The organism is Mucilaginibacter sp. P5_A6 (genome assembly GCF_056400585.1).
In genome coordinates this window covers 105,223-125,518 of the sequence record NZ_JBFUKZ010000025.1, presented here as the reverse complement: position 1 = coordinate 125,518, position 20,296 = coordinate 105,223, and the positions used below count along the sequence as shown (strand labels likewise).

Genomic DNA, 20,296 nt, shown 5'->3' with positions numbered 1-20,296 from the left:
AAGGAATACAAGCCCGGAGGTCAGTTATTAGAGTAAATGATATGACGATCGGTAAATGGTTGATGTCTCTTGGATTAAGCAATGCTTGTATCGGAGAACGTATGACAGCAATTAAAAATATTGAGTTATCAATTAATGTAATTAGAGAAAACTTAAACAACAGTGATGAAGTATTGAATGGCACGCTGTTTTTATCCGCCGCGACCGACCTTCTAGCCAGACTCCAATAACCACAAAAAAGGGAACGCGTGTCAGGACGGTCCCAGCTAAATTTAAAAAAAATCACAAGTCATCTGCACACATTTCCGACGCACAAGACTTGCGCTAAAGGGGGGAAGACCTGTTTTCTGAACGACTTAAAAATGTAAATAAATATGTGGTCCTTTAGAAAAGCTAAATACCTGCTTACAAAAAATTAATTTTAACATTCGCTAAGGTTTTGCAACCCCATGCGACTAATTGTATAAATATCATTAATTGAAAGAGCAATTTGTTTTATTAATAACCAATAACCAGGGCCTGATTTTAAAGGTTTGCAATATGTATTGCAATAGTCGCGAAGATAAAGAGGACCTTTTTCAAGACATCGTATTACAGCTTTGGCGGGCCTATGGCTCATTTAACGGCGACTCAAAAATTTCAACATGGATTTACCGTATAGCGCTTAATAATGCTATAACCCGGCTTAGAAAAGAAACGAAACGCGAAAAATTTGCCGCATTTGACGATAATGCGTTTGAGATAGCTGCTATAGACAATAAAGAAGAAAATGAACAGGTACTCCGGATGTATAAAGCTATAAAAAACCTACCAGAGGTGGAACGGGCCATTACCATGTTGTATATGGACGATTACAGCTACAGGGAGATCGGCGAAGTTATGGGGCTTTCCGAATCCAACATTGGGTTCAACCTAAATAAAATACGTACCAAACTGAGAATAATTGTAAACAACGGATAATATGGAACTGGACGAATTTAAAGCGCACTGGAACACTATCCAGGATAAGGAATTTCAACAACAGAAAATTTCACCAGAAAAATTAGAACAAATTATTATGAACACAACAGACACATTGGGCCAGCTACACTCCAAAAGTATTTATTGGAGTAAAACCAGCAAGCTTATTATCCAAATTTTTATTGCTGTACTGGCGGCGTTTTTCCTTATTACACTAATTAAAGGTATTTACCTGCACGGGCTGGCCGGCGTTGTGGCGTCTGTTGCATACCTGGTTATAATGGTGCTTTATTGTATGGTTACTGTATGGGGTTATAAAAGGCAGGAACAGATATTTACTATATACAATAGCGACAATGTAAAGGTAACCCTTAAACAAACTATTGCAGCTTTCAAAAGATTTTATTTGATGTTTAACATTATTTACCTGTTTTTATATCCGGCATTCTATTATGCTGTTATTAAACTATTTATTACTTATTGGCATCCATCCCCACAAACCATTTTTATAACCTGCGCACTTGCAACTGCTATATCACTTATAGGTGGGCATTGGTATTACAAAGTTAAATTCTTTAAAAAGCTAAAATCGCTTGAGGCAAATTTGAAACATTTAGAAAGTTAGCAATCCTGATCCGTAGACATTGAACCAAAAAGATTAGATGCAAAAAAAACTTGTGCCTGCTTTTTGCAACGTTGGATTTGAGATGGAACTTGGGGTGAAGACGGAGGGAGGACGGAGGATGAAAAAGAGGAAAGAAATTTCTGAGTTCCATTGGTACCTGGAAGGTGTTCCGGAGGGAGATATTAGGTGGGCGAAGAGGGCAGGAGAGTGGTACGGAGGGGCGGGCAACGGTAGTAATTTGGTTCAAAAAAAATACCCCGATAAAATGTGGATTTTTATAGTTTTTTCTGGATAATTCTGGCATTTATTGTGGATAATTAACCATTTTTTTGAACATAAATCAGTAGGTTTTCGGGATTAAAATGGGCTTTACGGCCCATCAATATTTTTGGTTTATCATCAACTTGCCGGCTTTTTTACTTATATTTGTACCCTTAACTGCAAACTGCCCACCGGCAATTGCGAACTCAAAAAAAATGGGGTCGACCGGAATTGACAGGATGGAGATAAGTAGGTAAGCATGCAGCGCGTTGGGTGAATTAGCGCTTAAATCAGAACGCTCAAACTTACAAATGGCGAAAATAACTACGCCTTAGCTGCTTAATTTAGAATTAAATAGCTTTTGTCCCGCCGGTTTTGCGTTTCATTGGATCGGCAACCGGGGCATCGAAAAATGGAACTGGCCTGCTTAAGGTGTGCATAGCAGGCGAGATAAAGCACCTAAGGAAGACGGTACAGGTATGCGGCTGACCTTCCCCTTCCCTACAATTAAACAGCAGCTAAGCATGTAGAAAGCTTACCTTATACCATGTTTGGACGAGGGTTCGAATCCCTCCGGCTCCACTAAAACGGTATCAAACACCACTAAAACCCTTCAAGCGCTACGTTTGAGGGGTTTTTTGTGTGCATTTTGGTGTCATTTGCTCACCAATGAACGGACATTTTGGTGAGCACCTAATTTCTAAACGAGTGCTCACCATGGTATCTTTAACTAATTGATAAGCAATATGTTCAACGATTGAAGATCTTAAAAAAATATGCTGTAAAGATGATTCTGTTTAACTTTTTAAAAGCTTTTTATGATCAAAAATGTGKCTGTTCTCTTTTATCTAAAAAAGAGGACGAATTCAAAAGAAGAAAAGGTCCCGGTTTATTTACGGATCACTTGCGATGGACAGCGTGCTGAATTGGCAACAGGTCAAAAATTCAGTCGAAGCTCTGGAATCCAAGCGAAGAAAGAGCCAAAGGCAAAGCCGAGGCGGTCTACAAATTAAACCTAGCCCTTAATGATGTCGAACTAAGGATTAATGATACGATCCGCTACTTAAAGGACTGTGGTGAAGAACTTACAGCGGAAAAAATCAAAAACCGGTTTCTTGGCAAAACTGAAAAGCCCGTTATGCTGATTGACGTATTTAAAGAACATAACCGCAAAGTAGCCGCTTTGGTAAATCAGGAGTTTGCGCCTGCCACAGTTATCAGGTATGAAACTACGCTAACACACACACACAAGATTTTATGCAGTGGAAATACAAAATTAATGATATACGTGTAAAGGAAATTGACCATCTGTTTATTAGCGAATTTGAGTTCTATTTTATTAATTGGGGACTGCCTGTTGATAGGTTGTTTTAATGGAAATGAGTAGACAAAACAAAGACGCCTTATCCGACTATTACTTGAAACAAAGCTCCAAAAGGGATTAGAATATCTGGGATAACAATCAAAAATATTTTAACCTTCAGGCAATTTGATTTTCAAGGATAATCAGTATTTCTAAAACAATAATTATGTTATTTTTACCATGTAATCATTAATTTACATGGTATATTTGCTCCAAATTAAACTTTATTGCTAAGGGACATATGGAATTGACCCAATATATTAATACCAAAATAAAGCTTAGCGACGAAGAAAGCCAGGCAATTGATGCCGCTTTCAGGCGGGAGTTTCATTCCAAAGGAACTTTGTTGGCCGACCCGGGTAACCGCTCTCAAAAAGTTCATTTTATTGAAAAGGGTATGCTCAGAACTTTTTACAATAAAGATGGAAAAGACATTACCCATTTCTTTTTCGACGAAAACGCCTTCACAATGTCCTTGGAGAGTGTTTATTTTAACAAAATAGACCCCTATGGCAGAGAAGTTCTTGAAGAAACGACGTTAAGGACTATTCAAGTCAAAGAATTTAATGATTTATTTAACCAGATTGATGCTTTTAAAAGTTTTGTTTTTATGGTATCCGTCGAGACAATAAAACAATTTTCGGACAAACTTTTTGCATTGCAATTTCAAACGGCAGAACAACGCTATCAATCCATGATAGACAATTACTCCAATATTTTATTAAGGGTTCCGCTTGGACATATAGCTTCGTATTTAGGGATCACCCAACAAACCCTTAGTGTTATTAGGGGCCAGAAATGATTTTTTAAAACAGTACACTATAAAATCATTACAGCGGATTTATAGCAAAGGTGTCCGTTGGCAATCAAACATCTTTTGCAAGATCCGACTATAATTGACTGGTTTCAATAGTATTCTCCAGCTCGTCATTTACATTTTTTTCTCAAATCGTTAAATGTCTAAAAGCCAGGGATAACATTTAATCATTCCCGAATTTAAGTATGCCAAAAGTTGGCACATCTATTTGCATGCCCTTTTCATTTTTTAAGATATCTTAAAAGTAGCCTCATTCTTCTTGCCTTCCTTTGCATTAGAAATTTTTCGCCAATGCATAAGGATATTAAAGAAATGGGGATCCATTATATATTTATAACAGATGACATAGGGATAGCATCCATCTTTCCTGCTATCAAGTTCAAATTGACTGACCAAAAGTGTCAGCAGGTCTCGCTGCTTTATTTCTCTGTAAACAAGCAACACACATTCCAAAAAGAACTGCAAATTCTGGAGAGACGTTTTCTCACTCACTTATATGTAAGCTATATCTCCAAAGAAATTGAAGGCCCAACATTATTCCCAAACGAGGAGATTGAAGCTGTTCTGAACGCCAACACAATGAAACGCATGGATTTCATCCTTTCGGGCAACGGAGATTTTATTGAGAAAGTAAAAAGCATACTTCATTTTTTTGATATAAACGAAATACAAATACAAGAACAATTTTTCACAGAATAATAAAAAATAACATAATATGAAAAGAAATAAAAAACTTATACCAGTCCTATTTTTGCCGGCCCTGCTTTTCCTGCCGGGCTGCAAAAGCAAAGATAAAAATGCCGCAGAAAGAGCGCCTTCAATTTTTGCAGTCAGAACAGAGGTCGTTCATGCCGCTATCATTGCCAAAGAGGTATCTGTCAGCGGAAACATCGAAGGTAATGCCACCGTGAGGCTTAGTTTTATGGTGGGTGGCAAAATCAACTATATCTCCAGTAAAGAAGGAGAAAATATTGCAAAAGGACAATTGGTTGCCAGCCTGGATCCAACTAATTATTCCATTGCCAAGGGTACAGCCGACGTACAGGTTAGTACCGCAACTGACGAATTTAACCGCTTAAACATATTACATGACAGAGGCAGTTTAAGTGAAAGCGACTTTTCCAAAGTAGGGTTCAATTTACAACAGGCAAAACTTCAGCAACAGTTACAACAAAAAAATCTATCAGATACCAGGTTGTATTCGCCGATAAGCGGCGTATTGCTCAAAAAACAAACTGAAATAGGTGAGATTGTGGGTGCAGGTACCCCGTTGTTTGTTATAGCAGATATCAAAAAGGTAAAAGTGCTGGCCTATGTTCCGGAGGCGGAACTGCATGAAGTAAAGATTGGGCAAATCAGCAAGATTAATATTTCCTCACTCGATAAGGTATTCACAGGAAAAGTAATTGAAGTTGGCTCAGCGGCCGATGCTACATCCAGGGCTTTCACCATTAAGATTGAACTGGATAACCCGGAATTGCTCATCCGRCCAGGAATGATTGCCGAGGCAAAGATTGCTACCACAGAAAAAAAGCAGATGATATTATTACCGGCAGAATGCATTCAACAGGATTTGGCCAATCAGAGCTACGTTTTTGTGCTGGATAAAACACAGGATAAGGTATTTAAGCGCAGAATAAGCCTGGGTAATATGTTTGATAACAAAATTGAAATTATTTCGGGGCTTATTGACGGCGAAGTGGTGGTTACCAGCGGCCAGAAAAGATTGTCTGACGGTTCATCAATTTCTATAACCAATAAATAAAACTGAAATGAATATTATAAAAGCATCGCTCAAGTATAAGCAAGTTACATTATCGGTATTGCTATTGCTTTTTGCGGTTGGTGTAAATTCCCTATTGAATATGCCACGCAGGGAGGATCCTAAAATTACCATCCGCCAGGGCTTAGTCATTGCATCTTTCCCGGGAGCTAACTCCACACAGGTGGAAGACCAGGTTACAAAAAAACTGGAACAATATCTTTTTCAATATGAAGAGGTAGATAAATCAAAAACATATTCTACTACAAAGGATGGCATAGTGGTAGTTAACGTTGAGCTTACCGAGCGTGTAAAACAACCCGACATATTTTGGAGTAAGCTTCGCCACCAGCTTTTGGTCTCAAAGCAAATTGATTTACCGGACGGTGTTAAAGGGCCTATTGTAAACTCGGATTTCGGCGACACTGAAGCCCTGGTAATCGGGTTGGAAAGCAAAACCGCCAGCTACGAAGAATTAAAACATTATGCTCAAAGATTGGAAGATTATCTGCGCACTATACCCGCTGCTTCAAAAATAAAGCGGATAGGCGAACAGCAAGAGGAAATTGTGGTGTCATCCAACTCAGAGAAAATGTCACAATATGGGGTTAACGCCCAGCAGGTTGTAAAGCTCCTCCAATCTCAAAACAACATTAATCCAACCGGAGAGGTTAAAACAAGCAGCAACAAAACGCCGCTTTACACCAATGGCTACTATAATACCGAAACAGACTTGTCCAATCAGGTAGTTGGCACGTCCCAATCGGGTTCTGTTGCAAAGCTGGGAGATGTAGCCACCCTAACCAGGGATTATGCTGATCCGGATAATATCATTGCAGTTAATGGCAACAAAGCTGTGATCCTCTCGGTTCAGATGCAGGAAGGCAATAACATCGTGCAATTTGGTAAAGAAATAACCGGCAAGATTGAAGAAGCCAGAAAAGTGATACCATCCGATATCAAAATCACCACCGTTGTTAATCAGCCCCAGGTGGTTGACGAAAACATATCGCATTTCATCCGGGAATTCTTTTTGGCCATCGTATCAGTGATCGTAGTGGTTGTATTGCTTTTGCCCTTACGTATTGCTACTGTTGCAGCTATGGCAATCCCGATGACCGTTGCGGTAACCTATGCCATAATGCATGCATTGGGGATCGAATTGCACCAGGTTTCGCTGGCCGCGCTGATCCTCGTTTTGGGAATGGTAGTGGATGATGCTATCGTAATTGCCGACAATTATGTAGAACTGTTAGATGAAGGCGTTGACAGGGCTACCGCAGCATGGAGAAGCGCCAATGATCTGGTAGTGCCCGTACTTGCTGCAACTGTTACCATCATTGCTTCATTTATGCCGATGATTTTGTTACGGGGAACTGTGGGTGAATTTATTTTCGCATTGCCTATAACAGTAGCTGTAGCCCTTGCATCATCATTTTTAGTAGCAATGGTATTAACCCCAATGCTTTGTTTCACTTTTATCAAAAAAGGGTTGCACCAGAAAAGCGATGCTGCCGAAGAAGAAACAACTAAAAAGAAACAAAGAAAATCATTGCTGGACTTAATGCAGAATGGGTATAACAAGCTTTTAGATTGGTGCGTCAATCATCCAAAGATAACTATCATAAGCAGTTTAGTGCCTATTGTATTTGCATTGTTACTGTTTGCAAAGGGAATAAGGCAACAATTTTTCCCGGCGGCAGAAAGGAGCCAGTTTGTTGTAGAACTATGGATGCCTACCGGTACAAAATTAGAAAAGACCCATGAGGCCATTTTAAGGGTGGAAGCATTGTTGAAAAACGACAAAAGAATAGTGTCTTATGCAACATTTTCGGGTACTGCCTCTCCAAGGTTCTATTATAATTTCTCTCCGGAATTCCCCACAAACAATTACGCACAGATACTTATTAACACTACCACAGAAAAGACTACTGACGAACTCGCCGAGGAATTAAGCGGCAAAGTGGATAAATTAATACCAGAGGGCACAACCTATGTTAAATTGATGCAACAAGGTTCATCGCTAAAAGCACCGGTAGAAGTTAGAATTATCGGGGAGGATATTGATCATTTGAAATCTATTGGAACACAGGTAAGTGACATTATTAAAAAAGCGAAAGGCAGTCGTTTTGTGAGAAGCGATTTTGCAGAAGATTATTATGGAATAGGGATAAAATTAAAAGAAGAAGCCAGCCGCCTGGGCTATACTACTACCGGTATCTCTCAATCAGTGTACACCGGATTTAGCGGCGCTGCTATTTCTACCATTTATGAAGGCAATAATCCGGTTAATATTGTATTTAGACTGGATGCAAAAAACAGGCAGACCACTGATGATCTCCAGAATATTTATTTGAGATCCCCTGTTACCGGCGCTGATGTCCCGCTAAGACAAATTGCAGATTTGACACCTCGCTGGCAAACCGGCCGCATTATGCACCGCAACGGTGTCAGGACGCTTACTGTGCAAAGCGAAACAACACAAGAGGTTCTGCCGTCAGAATTATTGGCAGCTATACAGCCCGAGATAGCCAAACTACAACTGCCCAACGGATATCGCATCGATTATGGCGGCGAAGATTTTAACAAAAAAGAAGCATTGGGTCAATTAGTTGCCGCATTGCTTGTAAGCCTTGTGCTGATATTTTTTATCCTTCTTTTTCAATTCCGCGACCTCAAAGAGGCGGCGATAGTGATGCTTACGATACCGTTAAGTTTGTTTGGCGCCATCATGGGCCTCTATATCACCGGAAACTACTTCAGTTTCACATCTTTTATTGGTTTGATAGCACTTTCGGGAATTGTAGTACGTAATGCAATCATCCTGGTAGACCATACCCATGAATTGATGAAACATGGACTTGATTTAAAAGCAGCGGCTATAGAATCAGGGAAAAGGCGCTTAAGGCCCATCTTTCTTACTGCCATGGCAGCAGCGATTGGTGTGTTGCCCATGATCATATCAGGATCTGCAATGTGGGCGCCCCTTGCAAGTGTACTGGCATTTGGCGTGGTATGGAGCATGGTTATGGCCTTAATCAGTGTCCCTGTGCTATACATTGCCTGGATAAAGCCAAAACCGATCAATTTAGAAAAAAATTAAAACCAACCGTAAAATGAAAAAAATTATAAAATGCCTTTTACTGCCGTTATTTATTTTCTTATGCCGCAGTACCCAGTTGCATGCTCAAAATACAGAATCTTATACATTGGAACAATTACAAGATTCTGCGTTAAAGAATAATCACGTATTAACAATAAAACAGTGGGAAATTAAGGAAAAGCAGGAGAAAACTAAAGAAGACGAAATCAAGAGGTATCCTACACCTACCTTGAATGGTAACTATCAACATGTTTTCAATTTGGGAGAAATCACGATTCCCAAAGGCACGCTGGAATCAAATCCTAACACCGACGAAACTTTTAGAGTAGGTAAACACGATAATTATGGCGCCGGATTATCGGTTTATCAGCCCATCAGCCAGCAGTCCAAAATCAGCACTTTACTGAAAGTAGATAAAACGGACGAGATATTAACCGAAAAGGAAAGATTCAAAACGTCGTTGCAAATAAAGCAGGCAATAGTAAAGCTTTATTACGGAACGTTGATTTTACAAAAACAACTGGATGAAGCGGAGGCAAAGCTGGCCCTGGCTAAGTCAAGATTTACAGATGTTGAAAATGCTTTAATAGCCGGTAAAACAACCAGTGCAGATAAAATAGGATTGCAGGCTAATATCGCCGACGAAGAACAAAACGTCCTGAAAATAAATATACAGATTCAGGATTATATGGGTGATCTGGTTAATATAACCGGCGTAAATGCGGGTTCATTAAAGCTTGCAGAGGCTGAGCCGACTGTACAACAGGTAGATGGTTTAGACGTGTATAAGAACGTAGCATCTGGTTCAAACGCCGACTTACAAATAGCTAACCTGAACAAATCGAAAGCTTTATTGGGAATAAAAGCAGCCAGGCAAGGTAATATACCGGATATAGGTTTGGTTGGCGGCTATTCTTATGTATTCGGAAGCGCTATAGTACCTTCCAACAACCCATATATAGGTTTAAACCTGAAATGGAACCTGCAGGATCTTTTTTTAAACAAAAAGATAGTAAAACAGAGACAGTTTCAGCTAAAGCAATCTGAAGAGAATATTCTTAATACCCAGCAGCAGGTAAATAATGATATTGAAAAGGCCTATAGGAAAATTAATCAGACACAGACGCTTATCAGCGTTGCGCAAAAGGTTGTTTCCTACCAAAAGGAGGAACTAAAAATACAAGAAAACAAGCAGGCTGCCGGTCTTAACGTAAAAACTGATTTGCTTAATACAAAGTCTTTCTTAGCAAAATCCGAAGCCGATATGTATGCCGCACAGTTGTCTTATTTGATAGCAATTTCAGATCTGAAAATCCTGACAGGCCAATAAAAAGAAAAATCATATGAAAATAGTAATCATTGGAGGTGGATTTGCGGGCCTCAATCTGGCAAAGCAACTTGCGGGAAATCAATTAATTGATATCACGCTTGTCGATAAGAATAATTATCACCTTTTTCCGCCCCTGCTTTACCAGGTGTCTACGGCTTTTATCGAAGCCTCGAATATAAGTTACCCATTCAGAAGAATGTTCCAAAACAAAGAAAACCTTCGTTTTCACCTCGGTGAATTGAAAATGATTGAAGCATCAAGCAACAAAATTGAGACGTCGAATGGCGATTTATATTATGATTGTTTAATACTTGCAATGGGAACGGAGACCGATTATAGGGGATTGGAAAATATAAAAAAGCATGCATTGCCCATGAAGACAATTGATGATGCGATTCATCTTCGCAACCATTTATTGTTGAATGCTGAGAAAGCCGTGAGAACAAATGATCCGGCCGATAAGTTAAAACTGCAGAATATTGTTATTTCGGGGGGAGGGCCAACAGGTGTGGAAGTTTCCGGTATGTTGGCGGAAATGATTTATTCACTTATTAATAAAGATTATCCTGAGCTTAAAAACACGAACGCCAATATTTATTTGATTAGCTCGGGAAATGCCTTGCTCGGTCCGATGAGCGCAAAATCGCAGGCAGAGGCTTACAAGGTATTAAATAAATTAGGTGTACAGATAAAATTAAATACTGCCGTTAAGGACTATGTTGATGGAAATATAATCCTTTCCACAGGAGAGTGTATCCCGGCAGCAACGCTGGTTTGGGCATCTGGTGTTATTGCACGGAAAGTGCCCGGACTACCTGATGTATGTATAAGCCGTGGCAAGCGAATTATAGTTGATGAATTCAATAAGGTACAGGGCACACAAAATATTTTTGCAATCGGCGATCAATGCCTTCAAACAACAGATGTGGATTATCCAAACGGGCACCCGCAACTTGCACAGGTTGCTATTCAGCAAGGGATTCACCTCGCCTCAAATCTTAAGCAATTACAATCCGGACAAGCGTTAAAAGCATTCAAATATAAAAACAAAGGAAGTATGGCAATTATCTCGAAATACAAGGCTGTAGTTGATTTACCGAAGTCGTTTTTTAAAGGATTGCCTGCGTGGTTTGTTTGGTTATTTGTTCATATCATCCCAATCGTGGGATTCGGCAACAAAGTTAAACTCGCCTACAATTGGTTCTGGAGCTTGATAACAAATGACCCCACCTTAAGATTAATCATCCGGCCAAAAAATGATTTAAATCATAATTAAAAGGATTTAGCTATGAATTTTTTCGCTTTCTGTCATGCTTTTTTTAAGATATCTTAAATCAATATAGTGTTTAATCCCCTTTTTTTGTACATGCTACAATGCAGCTAATTAAAACACATTTAAGTACAGACTAAACAAGACAATTATGAAAATGATATTTGGATTTACACACGGCGTTATGTTCATCTGCATAATTAGTATCATCTACTATTCGGTATTTTATACCGGCGAAAAACAAATAGAATTTAAATTTACCATAATAGGACGCTTGATATCGAAAGTAAAATCAACGCGGGTCAATCGGATATTTTTATATCGCCTGGCTTCAAACTTGATATTTATATTTTTTAGATAGCATTTAAATAGTTATTTCCTAAACAATGGACACCTCAAAAAAAATAGCCGACAAAGTGCATACCCTTTTTAGCCGTTACGGTATTCGTAGCATTAGTATGGATGATATTGCATCTGATCTAAGGATCAGTAAAAAAACAATTTATCAATTTTACTCCAATAAAGATTCATTGGTAGAGACATTTGTAGATAAGGCAATAGATGAAAACATCTTTCGCTGTAGGATTCTCATTGCAAAAAGTGATGATGCAATTATTGAGTTGTATTTTTTGCTGGTATACGCAATGGCGCTTTACAATATTTTAAATCCTGCCATCGTTTATGATCTCGAAAAAAATCATGAATTAGCCTATGAAAAATTTAAGGGTCATAAAGCTGAGTTCATTCATCAAATCGTTAAATCAAGTATAGAACGTGGCATGAAATCAGGCTTATACCGCAACGATTTTGATATCGATGTGATAACAAAGTTCTTTCTCGAAAGCTTAGCCATCATATCAAATCCGGTGGTATTTCCCGCAACCAATCATAAAAGTAAACCAGCAGATGAATTATTTGCCTGTTTAATAGGCGGAATAGTGACCGAAACTGGAATGGACGTTGTAAATGCATATAAAAACCAGCGCGACCTTATGCTTTTAAGCAATTATGAAGACAGGCTTTTCTGGGACCATTAGCTATCATTACTTCCTCAATATGAGTTTAAATAAAAAGAGTCTGCAACACTACTGTCGCAGACTCTTTATCAATTATATTATTAACATATCAATTTAATTCCAATCCCCGGAAACATCTTTAGCTACGGCAGAGTTGGCATTCTTCTCGGCTAAAGGTATTGGTAACAACACATTTTTATCTTGAAACGGCTGTGTACCGTCCTCAATCTTCCTTTCAGCATTTATTGTTTGCTTTGCAATGCCCCAACGTATCAAGTCAAAATAGCGGCTTTGTTCGCCGGTTAGTTCCAACTGCCTTTCACGCATCAGGATGTTCATAGCATCTAATTGGCTACCCAGCGAGGTATAAAGTGGTGCTTTAACACTTGCCCTGTTACGTACCTGGTTAATTAAAGCTAATGGCTCGGCACCTGTGTTACTCTGCTGTATATAGCTTTCTGCCAGCATAAGCAAAACATCAGCATAGCGTATTACCTGGCCGTTTATACCACTTTGCGGACCGCCAAAAGATGATTGCTTGTTATAATATTCATATTTAAGCCATTCGTACCCTTTTGAAGCGAAGGGAAAATCTACAGGTCCCCCAGAACATTGCTGACAATATTGTGTTTGCCCGCCACTTGTAGCATCGCCATAAAAGGTGAAAGCTGCGCGGGGGTCTACGTAATTTGCAGCCGGGTTTTGCGGGTTAGGATAGGTAAAAGCCTTAACAGCGGTTGTAGTTATATGTACGTTGTTCCAATCATTAAAGCCGTATTCCTGCGCACGGTCTGAGTGTGTTGCTTTTCCGCCCCAGGTTTCCTGTCCTCCAAAAACGTAATATTGGTTACCTACGCCCCAGTCTGTCCATTTCTGATTCATCACCTGGAAAATGGTTTCAGGATTCGCAGTAGCATCATTCTGCTTCGGATCATCAAACAGATCGTTATAAACCGGTGCAAGCGAATAACTGAAAGGCGCCTTGGTTAACTTGGTAAGTTCTGTTTGTGCCAGGGCCCATTTTTTTTCATATAAATATGATTTACCCAAAAGCGCCACCGCAGCCCCTTGTGTAGCACGTCCGAAACTTTCAGCAGCATAGGAAAGAGGAAGGCCTGCTTCAGCATCTTTCAAATCCTGTTCAATAAACGCCCAAACAGCGGCAACAGGTGATCTTGGTGCGTTAATATCTGCAGGTGTTGGCAGCGTTATGTAGTGGGTGCGGAGTGGTACCCGGCCGTACAAATTAACTAATTGAAAATAAGCATAAGCCCGCAGAAATTTAGCCTCGGCAATATATTGCGTTTGGTCCGTTGCCTCTGTAGGTTTAAGCGGATCCGGTTTCCATGCCTGCGTACGGTCAATAACCACATTGGCACGCGCTATTATTTGGTATAATGCCGACCACATCTGACCCGCCTGGTTTTGGTCGGGGCCAAAATTGTACTGTGCTAATTGCAGCAAATCACCTACAAGGGGCTGATTGTTTTTGGCATCATAGCCAAGCAGATCAAAAGTAAAATACCACTCGCGTGCCCACATGCCATTATGCAGCAAACCTGCGTAAGTGGCTACAACGGCCTCGTTTAAGGCAACATCGCTGGTAAAATACGTATCAGAAGTGTACGCACTTTTATTAACCAAACTCAAATCTTTTTTACACCCTATCGAGAGAACCAACAAGCCTCCCGTCATAAGGAATTTCATAAATCTTTTCATAATTATATCTTTCAAAATGTTACTTAAAATCCTGCTTGTATCCCGAATAAAATTGTACGCGGCTGCGGAACCTGGCCGCGATCTATATTGCGGTTAAAAATAAGATCGCCCCCGTCTGAGCCTATTTCGGGGTCATACCCTTTATAGCCCGTTATGGTAAATAAATTTTCCGCAGCAATATATACGCGCAGTCTGCTTAAAACATTACCTGAAAACGATCGCAAAGTGGTTTTGCCAAAAGTATAACCCAGTGTGATATTACGGGCACGTAAATAGGCGCCGTTGTCTATAAAGAAATCTGATGGCCTTAAATTTCCGGATCCATTGGCATTCTGTCCAGCTCGTGGTAGAACAGCATTGTCTCCAGGCTTTTGCCACCTGTTTAATATGGCGGTTGAGGCATTGTGGCCTGTTCCTGCAAACTCCAAACTGGACCTCAGATCATTTCCAATTTGCACACCCTGCACACCTGACAACACTACATTAAGATCGAAATTATGGTAATTAGCACCTATGTTAATTCCATACATAAACTTTGGAATTGCGCTCCCCAAAACCTGCTGGTCTTTTGAATCGACGGTTCCGTCGCCTGTCAGATCCTTAAATATAAAGTCGCCGGGTTTTAATCCACTCTGGTAAACCGCAGTCTGATTGCCGGCCTTCTGTTGTGCTTTTGCATTTAATGCGTCAATTTCGGCCTGGTCTTTGGCTACATGATCAACCTTATAACCATAATATGCCCCGATAGGGCTACCCGGCTGGGTCAATGTTTCTGCAACACCTGTCCCGCCCACAATTGGAGTCGGCGATTGGGTGCCTAACGATATTGTTTTATTACTATTAAAAGCACCGTTAACACTTATGTTATAGCTAAAATCACTTTTAACCTCAGAATGGTAACCTAACTGAAATTCAAAACCTTTATTTTGTGCATCCGCCGCGTTAACAGTCTGGGAACTGCCGCCTGTATTTATCCCTATACCTAAACTTGGCGGTACGGGTATATTAACTAATAACCCACTGCTTTTTCTGTTGTAATAATCGGCATTAAAAGTTATTCTGTTGTTGAGAAAACCCAGATCGATCCCCGCATCGGTTTGGTCGGTTGTTTCCCAGTGTAATAACCCGTTTCCTATAGTTGTAAGTGTTGTGCCGCTAACAAATTGCTCATTCCTGCCAAAGGAATACGCCAGGTTTCCCGCAGTCGATCCATTAAAGGTATACACATCACTGGCGGTAAGAGAGATCCTGTTGTTACCGGTACGTCCCCATCCTAAGCGAAGTTTACCATCACTGATGAATGGAAGGGCTGCTTTTACGAAATCTTCCTGACTGAAGCGCCATGCAAAGCCCGCGCCCGGAAAATTGCCGTAACGGTTTGCCTTGGGAAAGTTAGAAGACCCGTCGCGCCTTAAACTGGCCGAAAGAATATACTTATCGTCGTAAGAATAAATCAAACGTCCATAGTAAGACTGTTCTATGCCAGCCCCATTGGCATAACCAGATGAACTTGCGGGGGTAATTTTTGTGGCTACGGATATGTCCCTTACTTCATCGGTCAGCATACCGGTACCTGTTAGATTAACAAAGCTACTGCTACCCGCGTCTTTATAACTTGTACCTGCTGTTAACGAAATATTGTGTTTACCAAAGGTATGGTTATAGGAAAAATAATTTTCAATGGTGTAACTGGAGTAGTCGTTAAAACTACGGCCCGCTTGCCGGTCGAAAGACAGTTTATTGGCAGTTACGTAGGGTATATTATAAGAATTGCTCACACTGCTGCCATATTGTAATGACGCTTGTGACCTGAAGGTTAAACCATTTATAATTCTTACTTCTCCAAATACTTGCGGAAATAATATCAGTTCATGGCCGCTTTGCGTTTTTACGCCTAAGTCCTCTAATGGATTTACTGCATTGCTGTCATCATCTATATTGGTAAGGATGGAATAACCGCCCCGAATTGAAGAATCATAAATGGGTTGATAAGGCGCGTATTGAAGCGCGTTACCTATGCCTGCCATAATTCCCTCCGTTTTGGTATACCTCAAATTTAAGGTTTGCCCGAAGCGAAAACGGCCTAATTTTTCTTCTAATGTAAACCGGTTATTAAACCTTTTTAATTGATAATCCTTAACTGTGGCTTGTTGTGTTACGTATCCTGCCGACATATTATATATAATCTTATCACTTCCGCCGCTTACACTTATGTCATTTTGTGTTGATAAAGCTGTTTTAAAAATTTGGTTTTGCCAGTCATTCCTGTCAACCAAAACATATGGTGTGGCAAGTTTTACCGGTGTGGGATTATTGTTGGTAACATCAATATCTTTAAGGAGCTTTACATAATCAGCAGCTTTCAGCAGATCGAGCTTTTTAGGTATGGTTGCAAAACCTACCTGCGAGGTAAACGATATTTGAGGAGCGCCTGTTTTACCTTTTTTTGTTGTAATGATTACAACACCGTTAGCACCGGCAACGCCATATATTGCTGTAGAAGCTGCGTCTTTTAATATGGTAATATTCTCAATATCTTGTGGGCTAATGCTATTGAACAAGCCTTCACTACCCTGTATGCCATCAATAACGTACAACGGGCTAACATCGGTGAAAGAACCCACACCACGTACAATAATTTTCGCAGTTGAGCCCGGCACACCATTTGTCGGCACTACCTGAACGCCGGGGGCCTTTCCTATTATCAGTTGTGCAGGGCTTAGTGATGTATTGGCGCCGGCATCTTTCGAATTTACCACATTAACAGCACCTACCAGGTCTTTTTTGCGGGAGGTTCCATATCCTATTACTACTACTTCGTTCAGGTTATTCGTACTTTTTGATAAAACCACGTTAAGTGCGCCTGATGAAGGAACAACAATTTCTTTTTGATCGTAACCAACAAAAGAGAATATCAGCGTACTGCCCGAGGCAGCGTTTATGGAATAGACACCTTCCGAATTTGTACCCGTAACCTCGGGTTTCCCTTTTACTTTGACAGATACGCCGGGCAGAGGCAATCCGTCGTCCTTATCCAACACTTTGCCGGTAATTTTCCCCGTTTGCGAAAAGCCGGGTAAACTTATCATTATAATTGATAAGGTTATCCCGACAAAAATCAGGAGTTGTGTAAATAGTTTTCTTTTCATGAATTTTTAATTTAAGTGAAACAAATTGGCTGATTATTAAGGTTTAGAATATCTGGCTGTAGGAGATTGGGCCCCACACGTTGCGCTGTTATAAGCCGGAGGTGCATTTGGATGCTCCTCCCATCTTATCGGCGATAACCGGAGAAATTTTTGTGATATAAATAAATTAGTTAACGTTTTTAAGCTTGCAATCGATTGCGAAACTTCGATATAAAAAGGCTTATCACAGTCCTTCAGTGAATTTTTTAACATATCAATAAAAACTTTAAACAGAGCCTCAGCTGTCCGCTAAGTTGAAAAATAAATAGGTGCTGGTTCAACTGGTAATTGGTGGAATATTGTTCAATATCAGCATTTCAAATGCACCGCATTGAAGTGATATTCCAAGGGTTGAAACTATGGTTACTTAACAAAAAGTAGGGGGTAGAAATGAATAAAAATATAGACCAAATGTGCAAGGGATTGCAATGGTTTATAGATAAGGAAGTTATATTTTAAATCAATTAACTGAACTGTTTCCGATTGATTGTGTTGATGGGCGAGGTGCTTAATACAAGCTACGGTTTCTTACCTACTGTTTGATTTGCTAACCAATAAAAAATCTTTAATTATTGAATGGATTCTTTTCATTTGGGCAAAAATGGTATTGTTGGCTAAACAATGTTACACTTAAATCTTTTGATGTGATTAATTGGCTTACCTATAAGTAATAATTTCAATTTGAACATTTCGTACCCTATTTATTCACTTTTGTACCCGTTCTCCGTTTCTGCACATCTATATTTTTGGCAAATCAATTAAACAAACCAAAGAGCGTTCGAAGTTAAGACAGCCATTTTTGTTTCTTGTTATGGAAAGCGTGACAGCCATTATTGACAATGAACATACTGGATGTATCCGATCAGACGATTGGGCAGTCGATAGATCTGTTTCATCCATGAATGACGGTGCGTATTTCGTTTCCTTGGTCTTTTTTACAAGAAACCAATTTTACATTCTATATGAGAACACTAAACTATTTTTTCAGTATCGCCATCATCCTGGCGGCGTCGGGATGCCACAAACAGGAAACTCCCAGTTCGGCCGTTAAGCCGCTTGCTAAAACGAGTACTAAAACGTTGACCGCAACCAGTTATCCGAGTTACAACATTTCGCCACTGCCGCCCGATCAAACTGGCGTATCCAGTACCGCTGCTCAGATCGCTTCTAGAATCCAGTTAGGATTTAATATTGGCAACACAATGGAGGCCCCTAATAATGAACAGGGGTGGGGGGCTCCCATGATTACCCAGGCGTTTATTGATAAGGTAAAACAAAGCGGCTTTACCGCTATACGGATTCCTTGTAATTGGAATTGGTCACATGTGCCAGATTCAACAACTGCAAAAATAGATCCGGCCTGGCTTAGCCGTGTGCAGCAGGTTGTGCAATACTGTGTTAACGACGGTTTGTATGTGATATTAAATATACATTGGGACGGCGGATGGTTGGATGCCAATATTACAACCACAGCGCAGGCTGCCGTTAATGCCAAACAAAAGGCACTTTGGGAGCAAATTGCAACACAATTGCGTGGTTTTGACGAACACCTGCTTTTTGCCAGCGCGAACGAACCTCCCGCTTCAGATGCAACAGAGATGAGCATTCTGCTTTCTTATCATCAAACTTTTATCAACGCTGTAAGATCAACGGGCGGGCACAACAGTTACAGAACTTTGGTTATCCAGGGGCCAAGCACAGATATTGTAAAAACAAACAACCTGATGAACACCCTTCCCTCAGATGCGGCGTCAAATCGCATGATGGTTGAAGTTCATTACTACACTCCTTACAATTTTTGTTTGATGGACGGAGACGCGTCATGGGGCAACATGTTTTATTATTGGGGCGCGGGATATCACTCCACCACCGATCCTACACGCAACGCCACCTATGGCGAAGAGTCGGACCTCAATGGATATTTCCAGTCGATGAAGACGAAGTTTGTTGACCATGGCATCCCGGTTGTACTGGGAGAATTTGCAGCAGGGCGCCGGTCGCTTACAGGAGATGCCTATGATCTTCACGTTGCTTCCAGGGCGTACTGGTATAATTACCTCATACACCAGGCATTGGCAGACGGTATCCTTCCATTTTTATGGGACACCGGGTCGATCATCGACAGGTCGACGTACGCTGTAAATGATAAACAGCAGTTAGCCGCGCTTGTGCAGGGAACGCAAACTGCCTCATCCCCTGGAATTCAGGTTGGAAGTGTGTATCAGATTGTTAACAGATACAGTTTTAAAGCTTTGGAGTTTGCCGGCTGGGGTACTGCTAATCAAACAGCGGCAGATCAATGGGATTATTTAGCCGGAACAAACCAGCAATTTAAAGTGCAATCTGCCGGAGGCAGCAGCTACCTGTTAACACCTATGCACGTAAGCGGGAAGTGTTTGGAAATATATGGCTGGTCTGGCTCTAACGGAGGTATCGCAGATTTATGGGATTACACAGGCACAGGCGGGAATAATCAAAAGTGGTTAGTTCAGCCAACCGACAATGGATACTTTAAAATTATCAATGTAAATAGCGGAAAAGCCCTTGAAGTTAAACAATCTTCGCTCAAAAATGGCGGCGTGGTGGATYAATCAGATTACGTTGGGGGCAAAAACCAGCAATGGGCGTTTGTGAAAATATAAAATATAAACTAACGTCGCGTCAACAGTCTTTAGTGGGAAGCCCCAAGGCGAAATTTGTCTTTTTCCGGCTTAACACTACCGTCACTTAATCATTGACACGACACTGGTACCAGGCAATTTAAACCAATGCCATTAGGCTAGTTTTAAAAGACATTAAAGCTCATAAGGGGCTTTGATTTAGTTGAGTTAACAGATTAGTTAGTGCGCTCCGGAGGTGAGATACCGGGCGCATTTTTTGTT

Annotated in this window: 15 protein-coding genes and 1 other RNA gene; 14 read left to right on the top strand and 2 right to left on the bottom strand. The window is 40.4% G+C overall.

All coding sequences use genetic code 11. The features are described from left to right. The 13 genes from AC1DO4_RS22880 to AC1DO4_RS22820 all read left to right on the top strand — a co-directional run. Positions 1-230: hypothetical protein (locus AC1DO4_RS22880; RefSeq protein WP_477419887.1), on the top strand; the 230-nt coding region annotated here is incomplete at its 5' end. A 247-nt stretch (positions 231-477) separates the two neighbouring features. Next, positions 478-960: an RNA polymerase sigma factor gene (locus AC1DO4_RS22875; RefSeq protein WP_477419886.1), complete on the top strand. Its 483-nt coding sequence runs from the start codon at positions 478-480 to the stop codon at positions 958-960. 1 nt (position 961) lies between these two features. Continuing rightward, positions 962-1,585, top strand: a complete 624-nt coding sequence (locus tag AC1DO4_RS22870; protein ID WP_477419885.1) for a hypothetical protein — start codon at positions 962-964, stop codon at positions 1,583-1,585. Positions 1,586-1,622: 37 nt separating this feature from the next. Beyond that, the gene (locus AC1DO4_RS22865; RefSeq protein ID WP_477419884.1) at positions 1,623-1,880 is read left to right on the top strand and encodes a hypothetical protein; all 258 of its coding nucleotides are present in this window, start codon (positions 1,623-1,625) and stop codon (positions 1,878-1,880) included. Between the two features lie 183 nt (positions 1,881-2,063). After that, positions 2,064-2,431, top strand: a transfer-messenger RNA (tmRNA) gene (ssrA, locus tag AC1DO4_RS22860). 233 nt (positions 2,432-2,664) lie between these two features. Then, on the top strand, positions 2,665-2,859 hold the full coding sequence (locus AC1DO4_RS22855) for a hypothetical protein (protein ID WP_477419883.1): 195 nt from the start codon (positions 2,665-2,667) through the stop codon (positions 2,857-2,859). A 591-nt stretch (positions 2,860-3,450) separates the two neighbouring features. Then, positions 3,451-4,011 carry a Crp/Fnr family transcriptional regulator gene (locus AC1DO4_RS22850; protein ID WP_477419882.1) on the top strand — a complete coding sequence of 187 codons (561 nt, stop codon included), beginning with the start codon at positions 3,451-3,453 and terminating at the stop codon, positions 4,009-4,011. A 306-nt stretch (positions 4,012-4,317) separates the two neighbouring features. After that, positions 4,318-4,725, top strand: a complete 408-nt coding sequence (locus tag AC1DO4_RS22845) for a hypothetical protein (protein WP_477419881.1) — start codon at positions 4,318-4,320, stop codon at positions 4,723-4,725. 16 nt (positions 4,726-4,741) lie between these two features. Beyond that, positions 4,742-5,791: an efflux RND transporter periplasmic adaptor subunit gene (locus tag AC1DO4_RS22840; RefSeq protein WP_477419880.1), complete on the top strand. Its 1,050-nt coding sequence runs from the start codon at positions 4,742-4,744 to the stop codon at positions 5,789-5,791. 7 nt (positions 5,792-5,798) lie between these two features. Beyond that, a complete protein-coding gene (locus AC1DO4_RS22835) occupies positions 5,799-8,891 on the top strand; it encodes an efflux RND transporter permease subunit (protein WP_477419879.1) in 3,093 nt (1,030 codons plus the stop codon). 13 nt (positions 8,892-8,904) lie between these two features. Then, positions 8,905-10,221, top strand: a complete 1,317-nt coding sequence (locus tag AC1DO4_RS22830; RefSeq protein WP_477419878.1) for a TolC family protein — start codon at positions 8,905-8,907, stop codon at positions 10,219-10,221. A 13-nt stretch (positions 10,222-10,234) separates the two neighbouring features. After that, positions 10,235-11,497 (top strand): NAD(P)/FAD-dependent oxidoreductase, encoded by a 1,263-nt coding sequence (locus tag AC1DO4_RS22825; RefSeq protein ID WP_477419877.1) that lies wholly within the window; start codon positions 10,235-10,237, stop codon positions 11,495-11,497. A gap of 380 nt (positions 11,498-11,877) precedes the next feature. Beyond that, positions 11,878-12,528: a TetR/AcrR family transcriptional regulator gene (locus AC1DO4_RS22820; protein WP_477419876.1), complete on the top strand. Its 651-nt coding sequence runs from the start codon at positions 11,878-11,880 to the stop codon at positions 12,526-12,528. A 93-nt stretch (positions 12,529-12,621) separates the two neighbouring features. On the opposite strand, the gene AC1DO4_RS22815 is transcribed toward AC1DO4_RS22820, so the two are convergent. Continuing rightward, entirely contained in the window at positions 12,622-14,226 is a 1,605-nt protein-coding gene (locus tag AC1DO4_RS22815) for a RagB/SusD family nutrient uptake outer membrane protein (RefSeq protein WP_477419875.1), read from the bottom strand. 23 nt (positions 14,227-14,249) lie between these two features. Continuing rightward, positions 14,250-17,375: a SusC/RagA family TonB-linked outer membrane protein gene (locus tag AC1DO4_RS22810; RefSeq protein ID WP_477419874.1), complete on the bottom strand. Its 3,126-nt coding sequence runs from the start codon at positions 17,373-17,375 to the stop codon at positions 14,250-14,252. A gap of 1,001 nt (positions 17,376-18,376) precedes the next feature. On the opposite strand from AC1DO4_RS22810, the gene AC1DO4_RS22805 reads away from it, so the two are divergent. Next, entirely contained in the window at positions 18,377-20,056 is a 1,680-nt protein-coding gene (locus AC1DO4_RS22805) for a cellulase family glycosylhydrolase (RefSeq protein WP_477419873.1), read from the top strand. Positions 20,057-20,296 lie beyond the last annotated feature (240 nt).

What these genes read in the sequence shown, in the direction of transcription:
- AC1DO4_RS22835 (WP_477419879.1), top strand. Translation starts at nt 5,799, where the DNA reads ATGAATATTATAAAAGCATCGCTCAAGTATAAGCAAGTTACATTATCG.
- AC1DO4_RS22850 (WP_477419882.1), top strand. Translation starts at nt 3,451, where the DNA reads ATGGAATTGACCCAATATATTAATACCAAAATAAAGCTTAGCGACGAA.
- AC1DO4_RS22870 (WP_477419885.1), top strand. Translation starts at nt 962, where the DNA reads ATGGAACTGGACGAATTTAAAGCGCACTGGAACACTATCCAGGATAAG.
- AC1DO4_RS22865 (WP_477419884.1), top strand. Translation starts at nt 1,623, where the DNA reads ATGCAAAAAAAACTTGTGCCTGCTTTTTGCAACGTTGGATTTGAGATG.
- AC1DO4_RS22830 (WP_477419878.1), top strand. Translation starts at nt 8,905, where the DNA reads ATGAAAAAAATTATAAAATGCCTTTTACTGCCGTTATTTATTTTCTTA.
- AC1DO4_RS22815 (WP_477419875.1), bottom strand. Translation starts at nt 14,226, where the DNA reads ATGAAAAGATTTATGAAATTCCTTATGACGGGAGGCTTGTTGGTTCTC.
- AC1DO4_RS22845 (WP_477419881.1), top strand. Translation starts at nt 4,318, where the DNA reads ATGCATAAGGATATTAAAGAAATGGGGATCCATTATATATTTATAACA.
- AC1DO4_RS22820 (WP_477419876.1), top strand. Translation starts at nt 11,878, where the DNA reads ATGGACACCTCAAAAAAAATAGCCGACAAAGTGCATACCCTTTTTAGC.
- AC1DO4_RS22825 (WP_477419877.1), top strand. Translation starts at nt 10,235, where the DNA reads ATGAAAATAGTAATCATTGGAGGTGGATTTGCGGGCCTCAATCTGGCA.
- AC1DO4_RS22810 (WP_477419874.1), bottom strand. Translation starts at nt 17,375, where the DNA reads ATGAAAAGAAAACTATTTACACAACTCCTGATTTTTGTCGGGATAACC.